This is a genomic window from Pseudomonas sp. NPDC087358, assembly GCF_044900785.1.
GTDB lineage: Bacteria > Pseudomonadota > Gammaproteobacteria > Pseudomonadales > Pseudomonadaceae > Aquipseudomonas.
The window spans coordinates 12,750-25,430 of sequence record NZ_JBJDOA010000012.1 but is presented as its reverse complement, the minus strand read 5'-3'; the positions used below and the strand labels follow the sequence as shown (position 1 = coordinate 25,430).

Genomic DNA, 12,681 nt, shown 5'->3' with positions numbered 1-12,681 from the left:
TCTGCCCGCAGGCCCTCAGATGTCCACCCGCTTCTGCCCGGAGGGCGTGGGAGTCCGGCTTGCCGACGATCTGGCGCGAAGCGCCACAAACCCTGTGAACGCTATGCGCCTGGCCTACCGAGCCGTCTGATTCTACTGCCGGTGCCCGGCAGATCGCTGGCAAGCCAAGCTCCCACGGCCTTCGGCCAGAATCAAAAGCTGGCGGCGCAAGAGAGGTGATCGCTTCTGCCCGCAGGACTCCAGATGCCGACCGCTTCTACCCGCAGGACTACAGATGCCGATCGCTTCTGCCCGGAGGGCGTGGGAGTCCGGCTTGCCGACGATCTGGCGCGAAGCGCCAGCAAACCCTGTGAACGCTATGCGCCTGACCTACCGCGCCGTCTGATTCTACTGCCGGTGCCCGGCAGATCGCTGGCAAGCCCGCTCCCACGGCCTCTGGCCAGAATCAAAAGCAGGCGGCGCAATAGTCCAAAGCTGCTTGAGGAGCTTGTTTGAAACCATAGAATCTCCCACAGGTTTTTTGCGGCGTGCCGGAATGTGTCATACGCAACCGAGCTCTGTAGCAGTCCGGCTTGCCGGCGGTGGCGTCCTCAAGATCGCTGCCGCCAGGCAGAATCCCTCACCAAAACAAAAAAAGGGCTATCCGCTCACACGGACAGCCCTTCCCTTACAAGCCAACCCCAATCAAGCCAGGCTCTTGCTCACCACCTCAAACACATCAGGGGACAGCTGACCGGACGCACGAATGCGCTCCAGCTCACCTTTCATCAGCGCCTGTCGATGGCTGTCGTATTTGCGCCAGCGGGTCAGCGGCGCCAGTTGGCGCGAGGCGATCTGTGGGTTAAAGCCGTTCAGTTCGATGACCAGATCGGCCAGGAAGCGATAGCCCGATCCATCGGCGGCATGGAAGTTGATCAGGTTCTGCCCGGCGAATGCACCGATCAAGGCGCGGACCTTGTTCGGATTCTTCATGGTAAACGCCGAATGCTGCATCAGCGCTTTCACCCGCGCCAGACCGCCTGGCAAGGTGCTGCCCGCCTGGACGCTGAACCACTGGTCCATGACCAGCGCGTTGTCCTTGAAGTTCTCGGCGAACACGGCCAATGCCTTGGCCTTCTCCTCTTCGAACGGCGAGTTGACCAGCACGGCCAGGGCTGTCAGACGTTCGGTCATGTTGTCGGCGCTGTCGAATTGATCGATCGCCGCAGCCAGGACTTCAGGCTTGCCCGTCAGCATCAGGTAAGACAGCGCAATGTTCTGCAGCGCGCGGCGGGCGAAGTGTTCAGACTCAGCGACGTAGGGGGTCTGCTCGGACAGCTTGCGGTTGGTCTGATAACGCGTCCACAACCGGTCACTGAGGCTGTTGGCCAGCTGCAGTCGGGCAAACTCGCGTGCCGCATGAATGGCATCGACGTCCGCCACTTCGCTGATCTCGGTAAGGTACGCCTCACCGGGCAGCGACAGCATCTCGGCGACCATCGCCTGATCCAGGCTGTGATCGGCCAAGACCGTGCCCAGCGCGGTGACCAGACGCTGATCCATGACCAATGCCTGGCCCTTCTGGTGCTGAGCGATCAGCTCCTGCAGCACCTGAACCGACAACTGCTGACCGGCATCCCAGCGGTTGAAACCGTCGCTGTCGTGCTGCATCAAAAACATCAGTTGATCGCGGTTATACGGGAAGCTCAGTTTTACCGGCGCGGAGAACCCGCGCAGCAGCGATGGCAATGGCTGTTCGGCAACATCGACGAAAGTGAAGGTCTGCTCGGCTTCAGTGACCGCGATCACACGCGATGTATTCGACGCCGAGGACTCGCCCTGCAGGCGCAGCGCGATTTCCTGGCCCTGCTTGTCCAGCAGGCCCAACGACACCGGGATCACGAACGGCTGCTTCTGATCGCCTGGTTGGCCCGGCGTGGTCGGTGCACTCTGACGGAAGGTCAGGCTGTAGGTCTTTGCCGCTGCGTCGTAGGACTCGGACACTGCCAGACGTGGCGTACCGGCCTGGGAGTACCAGCGCTTGAACTGGGTCAGGTCGATACCGTTGGCGTCTTCCATGGCCTTGACGAAATCGTCGCAGGTCACGGCCTGGCCGTCATGGCGCTCGAAGTACAGGTCGCTGCCCTTGCGAAAACCCTCGGCGCCCAGCAGCGTGTGGATCATGCCGACCACTTCCGAACCCTTTTCATACACGGTCAGGGTGTAGAAGTTGGAAATCTCGATGAAGCTGTCCGGGCGCACGGCGTGGGCCATGGGGCCTGCGTCTTCGGCGAACTGGTGGGTGCGCAGGTAAGCGACATCCTGGATGCGCTTGACCGTGGCCGAGTTCATGTCCGCCGAGAAACCGGAATCGCGGAACACGGTGAAGCCTTCCTTGAGCGACAGCTGGAACCAGTCGCGGCAGGTCACGCGGTTGCCCGACCAGTTGTGGAAGTACTCGTGAGCGACGATGGCTTCGACACGCTGGTGCGCGGCGTCGGTCGCGGTCTCGGCGCGGGCCAGCACGGCGCTGGAGTTGAAGATGTTGAGGCCCTTGTTCTCCATGGCGCCCATGTTGAAGTCGTTGACCGCCACGATCATGAAGATGTCCAGGTCGTACTCGCGACCGTAGACTTCTTCGTCCCAGCGCATGGACTTCTTAAGGCTGTCCATGGCGTGCTGGCATTTGTCGACGTTTTCCGGCTCGACGAAAATCCGCAACGTGACTTTGCGCCCGGTCATGGTGATGAAGGTGTCTTCGATGCACCACAGATCACCGGCGACCAGCGCGAACAGGTAGGCCGGCTTCTTGAACGGGTCTTCCCAGGTCGCCCAGTGCCGGCCATCGTCACCTGGACCTTGCGCGATCAGGTTGCCGTTGGACAGCAACACCGGGAAATCCTGCTTGCTGCCACTGACCGTGGTGGTGAACTTGCTCATCACGTCCGGGCGGTCGAGGTAATAGGTGATCTTGCGGAAACCCTCGGCCTCGCACTGGGTGCAGAACATACCGCTGGACTTGTACAACCCCTCAAGCGCGGTGTTGGTCTCCGGGTGGATCTTCACGCTGGTGTCCAGGGTGAATGTGGCGCAATCCGGCTGCACGGTGAGGCTGTCCGGGGTCAGCTGGTAATCGCCTTCCGCCAGATCGACGTCGGCCAGTTTGACCGACAGCAGCTCCAGCAACTGGCCATCCAGCACCAGTGGAGGCAAGCCGGCACCGCGTTGCGGATTGCGGCGCATCACCAGCTGCGCGTGGACCAGCGAGTGGTCGTCGAACAATTCGAATGTCAGGTGCGTCTCGTCAATGAGGTACTCAGGCGCCTGATAATCCTTCAGGTAAATCATTTTCGGCTGATCGGTGCGCATGATTCTGTCCTTATGCTTGTACTAATACACGGCTACTGGTGCACGGCGAGCTGATACGCCGTGTATTTGCGGATGTTGATCACGCCGGTGTCGAAGATCAGGTACTGGCCCTTGATACCCAGCAATGTACCTTCGGCGATCGGGTCCTTGTCCAGATTGAAACTGACGATCTTGGTCGGGTAGGCCTGCACCGGGTAACGAATCTCGATCGGCTCTACATCGTTGAGCAACTGAATGGCCTGCAGGCCGAATCGTGCTTGCAGCGCCGCCAACCCTTCGGCGCAAGACTCGAACAATTGCTGACGAATGGCCGCCAGGTCAACCGCTGGCGCATCGCCCTTGAGCAACGCCCGCCAATTGGTGCGGTCGGCGACCTGGCTGCGGAACAGGTCTTCAACGAAACCCGACTGCTGACGGGTCGCCACGCGCACGATCGGCAAGGCCTGGCTCGCACCCTGGTCCAGCCAGCGCGTCGGCAACTGAGTGGAGCGGGTAATGCCGACTTTCACGCCCGACGAGTTGGCCAGATACACCACATGGTCGGTCATGCAGAACTGCTCGCCCCAGGACGGATCACGGCAGGTGCCGTGCTCGTGGTGGCATTTTTCCGGGCTCATGATGCACACGTCGCACTGCGCCAGCTTCTGCATGCAGGGGTAGCAATAACCCTGACTGAAACTGGTCTTGGTGCGGCGCCCACAATGGCTGCAATGGATGGCGCCCAGGTATTCCAGACGCACCGTCTTGCCGATCAGTGGATTGACCGGGATGTGTGAATCACCCAGACGAAAAGCGTATTCAACCTGCGTGGCATCGAGCCGTGCAGACATTTTGTTGACGGAGCCGCGGCCAATCTCGATCAATGGATGGCATCCGATTTGAACAGGATGTTGGGCACCGGCGCCGACTTCGAGGCGCACTCTTGCGGCCCCATGTAGCCGATGCGCTGATCTTCGGCCACGTTGCGCACTTCCCAGGCGATCAACGCCTGCAGCGACAGCTCACGCTGCTCCTGCGTGAGCTTGCGGCCGTCGGACCACTTGCCGATTTCCACGGCCAGTTTCAGGCTCTCGTAGATGTCCGGAGTGATGTTTTCGATCATTTCGACAAAAGAGGACATTGGGTTCTCCCAGAATTAAGCCGGCGATTTTAATGTTTACGGCGGGCTAATGCACCGCCCACAAGACCTGTTGCACAACCGATGATCAGTCCGCCGACATGCGCGCCGTTGGCGATCTCGCCAAAACCGAGCAGGCTGATCAGGCCGGACATGCACAGCACCAGCCAGCCGAGCATCATCACCAGCACGCCTCGGGGCAGACTATAGATGGGGTTGGGTGCCAGCCATTGAAAGATCCAGCAGTGCCCGAGCAGGCCATACAGCACGCCCGACAGCCCGCCGAACAGGCTCGGACCACTCCAGAAATACTGGCCGTAGTTGGAGAAGGCACCAAATGCCAGGGTCAGGCCCAACAGCTGCCAACTGCCCTGACGCATCTCGATGCGTCGCCCCAGCTCCCAGAACCACAGCGCGTTCATCACCAGGTGCAGCACGCCAAAGTGGATCAGCATCGGTGAAACGATGCGCCACCACTGCCCCGCCGCCAGCGATACCTGGACCGGGGTGAACATGACGTAGTCGCCACTGACGCGAAAATCGTTGAAGGTCAGCCAGCTCAGCGCCTCGAAATTGTCGCCGAGCAAGGTCACCCCGGCGACGATCAGACACAGCAACAACACGATGCTGGTCACCGGGCTGCTGCGCACCTGAACCAGCGGGCTCGGCCGGGTCAGGGCCACCACTTCGCGGCCCGGCGGCAGCTGCGCGGTGGGATCGCCCTCGGGGTATTGCTGATAGAGCTGACGAATGTCATCGGCCAGTTGCGGCGCATCCGGCACCCACAACACCTGCTGACCGGCCTCTTCGCTGACCCGGTGAGGCACGTTGAGGCGCCGCAGCAACTCGACGAAACCGCTGAGATCGGTGGTCAGCGGCAAGCGTAGAACGGCCACCGGATTCATTGGGCAGTCTCCGGCCGTGTGACATCGACCCAGACGAACTTGCCCGGATCGATCTGCGTTTCCTGGTCCAGCCGGTACGCCACCAGCTTGCCGTAAAGCACCGCGCTGTAATCCAGACAGGCCAGGTTCGGCCGGATCGGCGCGGGGATTCCGCTGCGCCAGTAATGTCCGACGAACAGCAACGGCTCATCGACGCCATAGCGCAGCAAGGCGTTTTTCTCGGTGTCGGAAAGCGGCCGCTTGGCCACCGGCTCCGGCAAAGCGTCGGGCTGGAACACCACGTCGCCGTAGGTCTGCGGATCGTCCTCCCAGAACTTGGTGCGAAACGAAGCGCGGGTCAGCCCGTCGCCGCCGGTCAGGGTCATGCCATGGGGCAGACGCATGTCGGTGCCGCGCAGCAGCCGATCGAACACCGCGCTGGCAAAGCTGCCAGGGATCGCAGAGGCCTGGACGAAATGCTGATCGATGCGACCATCTCCGTGAGCGCTGCGCAACGGCTCGATCAGGCTGGCGTCCCAGCAGGCATGCACCAGCCGGAAACGCTCGGCGTCGATGAACAGCGGCAGCTCGTAGAACCACTTGAGGAAGTCGTTCCAGTCCCCGGGATGCTGTTCGAACTGCGCCAGCGTCTCGCCCAGTAGCCGGGCGTGACGCGGGGTATGTTCGCGCACGTATTGCTTGCCGGTTTCAGGCGGCGCAGGCGTGCTCCAGCCCAGCGCGTTGAATTCATGGTTGCCCATGATGCAGAACGCCTGGCCTGCCACCACCATGTCGTGAACGATGTGCAGCGCCTCGCGAATGCGCGGGCCGCGGTCGATGATGTCGCCCAGGAACAGGGCGATGCGTTCAGGGTGGCGCCAGACGCCGGCCTGAAAGCGATAACCAAGGGTGTCGAGCAAGTGCTCAAGGGTCTGGGCACATCCATGCACGTCACCGATCAGATCGTAGCTACGCGCGGGATCGAGCATCAGTCGCTCCCGCCGCCAAGCCGACTGCCCCAACCGAGTTTGGTCCGGCAGACTTCGTAATAGTTGTGATCGAGCGGGTGAATCAGGCGCAGTTTCTGCGGCTTCTTTTTCACCGTCACGGTGTCACCCGGCGCGCAAGTGAAGTGGTTCTGTCCATCGCAGGAGACCTGTGGATAAATCGTCATGTCCTTTGAGACAACGATTTTCAGCTCACTGTTGCCATCGACCACGATGGGCCGGCCAGACAGCGTGTGCGGGTACATCGGCACGATGACGATGGCGTCGAGCTTGGGGTGCATGATCGGACCGCCTGCCGACAACGCGTAGGCGGTCGAACCGGTCGGCGTGGCGACAATCAGCCCGTCGGCCTTCTGGCTGCAGACGAACTGGCCGTCGATGTAGATTTCGAACTCGATCATGCGCGTGGACTTGCCGGGGTGCAGCACCACGTCGTTGAGCGCATCGCCCTGACCGATGGCCTCGCCGTGACGGCGCACCTCGGCCTGCAGCAGGAAGCGGTTCTCCACCAGATAGTGACCGTCCAGCACTTCGGCCACCTTCACTTCCAGCTCGTCAGGGCGAATGTCGGTCAGAAACCCCAGGCTGCCGCGGTTGATGCCCAGTACCGGCACGTTGTGCCTGGCCAAGGCGCGGGCGGCACCGAGCAGGCTGCCATCGCCGCCAACGACGATGACCATGTCGCAGACTTCACCGAGCATCTTGCGCGAGGACGTCTGCATGCCGTGACCGGGCAGGACCTCGGCGATGGTGTCTTCGAGGATCACATGCAGGTGCCGCGATATCAGGAATTTCTTGAGTCGGCGAACGGTGTCGAGCACTTGAGAACTGCCCAGGCGACCAATAATGCCGATATTACGAAATTGCTCCATGGGGCTCCCGCAGGTTCGATGCGTGCAAAGAAGGCGATTATGGGCGAAGGGGTCGGTAGCGGCAAATCACACGCAATCCAGACGCCGGCGGATACCCTGTAGCAGTCCGGCTCGCCGGCGGTGGCGTCAGCGAAATCGCTACCGCCGGCAAGCCGGGCTGCTACAGGGCATCGCACCATGATTTGCAACACCCGCTATTCTTCCCACCATGACCCCATTCCCGACCCTCACCGCCCTGCCCCACCAGCTAACAACGCCTCAAGTGCGGGATCTGGCGTGGGCGATTCTGTCGCCACCGATGCTGGCCGCCACTGACTGGCCGCAACGTCATCCATTGAGTGGCAGCGACTGGGTCGCCAATCCCCAGGCGCTGGAAGACTTTCTGCGGCGTCTGGATCGGCACGCCAGCGAACTCAGCGAGTGGCTGGCAAAAAGTTCGATACGCCGCCTGGGCCTGTATTACGAGCGCCTCTGGCAGTTTGCAATCGCGCATGCCCCGGACGTTGAGCTGATGGCCGCCAACCTGCCGATCCGCGTCGGTAGCCGTACCCTGGGTGAGCTCGACATCCTGCTGCACGACAGGGACGGCGTTCACCATGTGGAGCTGGCGATCAAGTTTTACCTGGGATTGCACAACAGTGACGGCAGTGACCCCGCACACTGGCTCGGCCCGGGTAGCCATGACCGGCTGGATCTGAAACTTGCGCATTTGCACCAGCATCAACTGCCGATCTCGGCGCGAGAAGAAAGCCGTCAGGCACTGGCGGCGCTCGGTATCGAATCGTTCAGCGCCGAGCTATGGTTGGGCGGTTACCTGTTTTATCCGTGGCAGGGTATCTCTCACCCTCCGCAGGGCGCGCATGCTGAACACCTGCGTGGGCAGTGGTTGCATCAGAAGGATTGGTCAGCCTTCGCCGCTCAATATCCGCAAGCGCGCTGGCAATCACTGCCGCGTCACGCCTGGCTGGCACCGGCACGTTGTGATGACGCCTGGGGCTTGGCGCAATTCGCTGACTGGCTCAGCGAACTCGACCCGATGGCCCAGGCTCAGCTTCTCGTTCGCCTGCGTGAAACGCCCGAAGGATATTGGCAAGAAGCCGAGCGGGTGTTTCTGGTGTCCGATGTGTGGCCGGTGTTGTCCAGATCCGAGGTCATGCCAGAACCTGCCCCACCGGATGTTGCTGGGACAACGGGCCCTTTGTAGCCGTCCGCCTTGCCGGCGGTTGCGCTGTGTCAGTCGATCAGTTGAGCACGGGTCCACTGCCTCCGCCCGCAAGCCGGACGGCTACGGGAATCGAGTCGTTGCAGCGGTTCGAGGTCACAGGCTCAGTCGCAACACCAGCGCCGCCAGCGTGATCAACAACACCGGCAGCGTCAGCACAATACCGACACGCAAGTAATAACCCCAGCCGATGGTCACGCCCTTGCGCGCCAGCACGTGCAGCCAGAGCAAGGTGGCAAGGCTGCCAATGGGGGTGATTTTCGGCCCCAGGTCGCTGCCGATCACGTTGGCGTAGATCATCGCTTCCTGCAGCGGGCCGTGCGCCTGACTGGCATCAATGGACAGCAGCCCGATCAGCACCGTCGGCAGGTTGTTCATCACCGATGAAAGCAACGCGGTGAGTATCCCGGTACCCATGGCCGCGCCCCACAGGCCATGCTCGGCAAAACGGTCCAGCCAGCCGGCCAGATAGGTGGTCAGGCCCTCATTGCGCAGCCCGTACACCACCAGATACATACCCAGCGAGAACACCACAATCTGCCATGGCGCGCCCTTCATCACCTTGCGCGTGGAGATCCTGTGGCCACGGGCGGCGATGCCCAACAGGATCACCGCGCACACCGCCGAGATCGCACTGATCGGAATTCCCAGCGGCTCCAGTGCAAAACAGCCCAGCAACAGAATCCCCAACACCCACCAGCCGGCGATGAACGTGGCGCGGTCATGGATCGCCGACGCCGGCTCGGCCAGTTGCGTGGCGTCGAAGCGCTGCGGGATATCGCGAGCGAAGAACAGCATCAGCACCGCCAGGGTCGCGGCGACGCTGACCAGGTTCACCGGCACCATCACCGAGGCGTAACGGTTGAAGCCGATGCCGAAATAGTCGGCCGACACGATGTTGACCAGATTGGACACCACCAGCGGCAGGCTGGCGGTGTCGGCAATGAAGCCTGCGGCCATGACGAACGCCAGGGTGCTCGCCGGTGAAAATCGCAGCGCCAGCAGCATCGACATGACGATGGGCGTGAGTATCAGCGCGGCACCGTCATTGGCGAAGAGCGCCGAAACCAGCGCGCCGAGCAACACGATAAAAGCGAACAGCCGGCGACCATGGCCCTTGCCCCAGCGCGCGACATGCAGGGCAGCCCAGTTGAAAAACCCGGCCTCATCGAGCAACAGACTGATGACGATCAACGCGATGAAGGTGCCAGTGGCATTCCAGATGATGTGCCACACCTGCGGGATATCCGCCGGGTGCACCACGCCGCACAGTAACGCCAGCACCGCGCCGAACGTCGCACTCCAGCCAACGCCCAGACCTTTGGGCTGCCAGATCACCAGCGTAATCGTGATCAGGAAGATCAGGGCGGCTGTGAGCATCAGCGCTTGGTTCTCGGCAGCAGGATGGCGAGGATGCCCAGCAGCGGCAGGAACGAGCACAGGGTGTAGACGTAGACGATGCCGTGAAGGTCTGCCAGATGCCCCAACAGTGCGGCGCCAATGCCGCCGAAGCCGAACATCAGGCCGAAGAAGATCCCGGCGATCATGCCGACATTGCCCGGCACCAGCTCCTGGGCATAGACCACGATGGCGGAAAACGCAGAGGCCAGGATGAAGCCGATGATCACGCTGAGCACGCTGGTCCAGAACAGGTCCGCATAGGGCAGCGCGAGTGTGAATGGCGCAGCGCCGAGGATCGAGAACCAGATCACTGCCTTGCGCCCGATTCTGTCGCCGATTGGCCCGCCGAAGAACGTGCCCGCCGCCACCGCGCCCAGGAACAGGAACAGGTGCAACTGCGAGCTGGCCACCGAAAGGTCAAAGCGCTCGATCAGGTAGAAGGTGAAATAGCTGGTGATGCTGGTCATGTAGAAGAACTTGGAGAACACCAGAAACGCCAGCACAGCCAGGGCTGCGGTGACCCGGGTCTTGGAAAGACCGTGAGTCGCGGCCTGGCCGGCCTTGAGTTTGAACAGCGCCAGATGGCCCTTGTACCAGCGACTGATGGCGTACAGCAGACCGACCGAAAACAGCGCGAACAGTGCGAAGTAGGCGACGTGCCCCTGGCCGAACGGAATGATGATCGCTGCAGCCAGCAAGGGTCCGAACGCCGATCCGCTGTTGCCGCCCACCTGGAACGTCGACTGCGCCAGGCCGAAGCGTCCGCCAGAGGCCAGCCGGGCGATACGCGACGCCTCGGGGTGGAAGGTCGAGGAGCCGATACCGATCAGCGCGGAGGCCAGGAGGATCATCGGGAAACTGCCCACGGTGGACAGCATCAGCACACCGATCAAGGTGCAGATCGAGCCCACCGGCAACACCAGCGGGTTGGGATGACGATCGGTGTAGTAACCGACCCAAGGCTGCAACAGCGAGGCGGTGATCTGGAATGTCAGAGTAATCAGGCCGACCTGGGTAAAGGTCAGCCCGTAGTTCTCCTTGAGCATCGGATAGATCGACGGCAGTACCGACTGGATCAGGTCGTTGATCAAATGGGCCAGGGCCACCGCACCAATGATGCGCATGACCAGCGGACTGGATTGAGGGGTTGCGGAAGTCGCGGCGCTAGGGCTGGTGACGGCCATCAGGTTCATCCATCGAACGTTTGATGTGCCGCGCGCAAATCATTGCAAAAGATTTCAGCGGCACAAGGGGCCGTCAATGTGCCATTTTTTGGGGCGGTGGTGCCATATTTTGTTGCGATGCCACCGCTGCAGATCCATCGCATCCCTGTGTAGGACTGAACTTGCTCGCGATAGCGGCCACATCCGTTGCTGACGTTTATCGCGAGCAAGCTCACGCCTACAGGGCGTGTTTCATCAAGCCACAGGCTGCATCAGCGATTGCGGCCGTAATGACCCTTGAACCTCATGCAATGACACTTTCGAGGTTTCCGGCAATGCCAGGCCGCCCGCCAGCGCCAGCAAGGCAATGGCGATCAGATAAAACGCCGGGGACAGATTGCTGCCCGTCTGGCTGATCAACCAGGTCGCCATCAACGGTGCGGTACCGCCAAAGATGGTGTAGGCCATGTTGTAGGTGATTGCCGAGGCGGTGTAACGGGTGCGCGTCGGAAAGGTTTCCGAGAGCAGTGCGGCGGTGACCACCCCGCACAGCACCGCGCCCACCGCCAGCAGCATCACACCGATGATCGAGGCGACGAATGATCCGGAACTGGCCATCAGGAATGACGGATACACCACGACGATCAGCAGGACGCAGGTACTGATCACCGTGACACGTCGCCCGACCCTGTCGGAAAACGCTCCGGCCACCGGACAGATCGCCGCAGCGAACACCAGCGCGATCAGCGACACCAGCAAGGCAGTCGCACGGCTCAGGCCACCGGCCACTTGCAGGTACGTCGCAAAGTAGGTGGTGAACATATAGAACGACAGCGCCGTCAGTGAGACGAATGCGCCCAGACAGCAGATCGCCGCACCGTGGTTGCGCAGTGTCTCCTTGAGTGGCGAGTGAGCCACCGCATGTTCTTGGGTGACTGCCTGAAACGCCGGGGTCTCATCCAGCTTCCAGCGCAGGTAAAGGCCAACCAGGCCCAACGGCGCTGCCACCAGGAACGGCAGGCGCCAGCCCCAGCTGCTCATGGCTTCGACCGAGAGCGATGCCTCCAGCGCATAGGCGAAAATCGCTGCGCCGGCAAAGGCCGAAAAGGTCGAAACCGGAACGAAACTGCCGTACCAGGCGCGTTTGTCACGGGGTGCGTGTTCCATCAGATAGGCGCAGGCGCCGGCGTACTCGCCCCCGGCCGAGAAGCCCTGGGCACAACGGATGATGGTCAGCAGGATCGGCGCCGCCACGCCGATGGCCGCATAAGTGGGCAGCAGACCGATGATCGTGGTGGCGCCCGCCATCAGCAGGATGGTGAACGCCAACGTGCGTTTGCGACCGATCCTGTCGCCCAGCATGCCGAAGAACACGCCGCCCAGAGGACGAAAGGCAAACGCGACGGCGAATACGGCAAAGGTCTTGAGCAATGCTGCGCTGGCGTCGCCACTGGGGAAAAACTGTTGGGCAATGGTGGTGGCGAGAAAGCCGTAGACCGCGAAGTCGAACCATTCGACGAAGTTGCCAATGGCCGCTGCAACGATGACTTTTTTCAAAGTGGCAGGATCGACCTGCTCAAGGGACGGAGTCGTCATGCAAACCTCGGCGCGCGTAGGGAAGATCCGATTATCGGCACAGCGCCTGAGCCGCCTCACTCCAGAAGTGT

10 protein-coding genes are annotated in these 12,681 nt (G+C 61.7%); 1 reads left to right on the top strand and 9 read right to left on the bottom strand.

All coding sequences use genetic code 11. The features are described from left to right. Positions 1 to 684 precede the first annotated feature (684 nt). Genes pepN through ACI2KS_RS23325 form a run of 6 tightly spaced genes read right to left on the bottom strand, consistent with a single transcriptional unit; the run spans position 685 to position 7,228 of the window. Entirely contained in the window at positions 685 to 3,348 is a 2,664-nt protein-coding gene (gene pepN / locus ACI2KS_RS23350) for an aminopeptidase N (RefSeq protein WP_404623375.1), read from the bottom strand. 32 nt (positions 3,349 to 3,380) lie between these two features. Further along, the gene (locus tag ACI2KS_RS23345; protein WP_404623374.1) at positions 3,381 to 4,211 is read right to left on the bottom strand and encodes a DUF2797 domain-containing protein; all 831 of its coding nucleotides are present in this window, start codon (positions 4,209 to 4,211) and stop codon (positions 3,381 to 3,383) included. Continuing rightward, positions 4,208 to 4,468: a YeaC family protein gene (locus ACI2KS_RS23340; RefSeq protein ID WP_404623373.1), complete on the bottom strand. Its 261-nt coding sequence runs from the start codon at positions 4,466 to 4,468 to the stop codon at positions 4,208 to 4,210. Before ACI2KS_RS23340 ends, ACI2KS_RS23345 begins: the two co-directional genes overlap by 4 nt. A 29-nt stretch (positions 4,469 to 4,497) precedes the next feature. After that, positions 4,498 to 5,370: a rhomboid family intramembrane serine protease gene (locus ACI2KS_RS23335; RefSeq protein ID WP_404623372.1), complete on the bottom strand. Its 873-nt coding sequence runs from the start codon at positions 5,368 to 5,370 to the stop codon at positions 4,498 to 4,500. Then, positions 5,367 to 6,338: a metallophosphoesterase gene (locus tag ACI2KS_RS23330; RefSeq protein WP_404623371.1), complete on the bottom strand. Its 972-nt coding sequence runs from the start codon at positions 6,336 to 6,338 to the stop codon at positions 5,367 to 5,369. Before ACI2KS_RS23330 ends, ACI2KS_RS23335 begins: the two co-directional genes overlap by 4 nt. Next, entirely contained in the window at positions 6,338 to 7,228 is an 891-nt protein-coding gene (locus ACI2KS_RS23325) for an NAD(+) kinase (RefSeq protein ID WP_404623370.1), read from the bottom strand. The genes ACI2KS_RS23330 and ACI2KS_RS23325 overlap by 1 nt, the downstream gene beginning before the upstream one ends. A 208-nt stretch (positions 7,229 to 7,436) precedes the next feature. On the opposite strand from ACI2KS_RS23325, the gene ACI2KS_RS23320 reads away from it, so the two are divergent. Beyond that, the gene (locus ACI2KS_RS23320) at positions 7,437 to 8,432 is read left to right on the top strand and encodes a DUF1853 family protein (protein ID WP_404623369.1); all 996 of its coding nucleotides are present in this window, start codon (positions 7,437 to 7,439) and stop codon (positions 8,430 to 8,432) included. Between the two features lie 114 nt (positions 8,433 to 8,546). On the opposite strand, the gene ACI2KS_RS23315 is transcribed toward ACI2KS_RS23320, so the two are convergent. From ACI2KS_RS23315 to ACI2KS_RS23305, 3 genes are all read right to left on the bottom strand, one after another. After that, the gene (locus tag ACI2KS_RS23315; RefSeq protein ID WP_404623368.1) at positions 8,547 to 9,830 is read right to left on the bottom strand and encodes an arsenic transporter; all 1,284 of its coding nucleotides are present in this window, start codon (positions 9,828 to 9,830) and stop codon (positions 8,547 to 8,549) included. After that, the gene (locus tag ACI2KS_RS23310) at positions 9,830 to 11,035 is read right to left on the bottom strand and encodes an MFS transporter (RefSeq protein WP_404623367.1); all 1,206 of its coding nucleotides are present in this window, start codon (positions 11,033 to 11,035) and stop codon (positions 9,830 to 9,832) included. Before ACI2KS_RS23310 ends, ACI2KS_RS23315 begins: the two co-directional genes overlap by 1 nt. Positions 11,036 to 11,269: 234 nt before the next feature. Further along, complete coding sequence (locus ACI2KS_RS23305) at positions 11,270 to 12,610, bottom strand: MFS transporter (RefSeq protein WP_404623366.1); 1,341 nt, start codon at positions 12,608 to 12,610, stop codon at positions 11,270 to 11,272. Positions 12,611 to 12,681 lie beyond the last annotated feature (71 nt).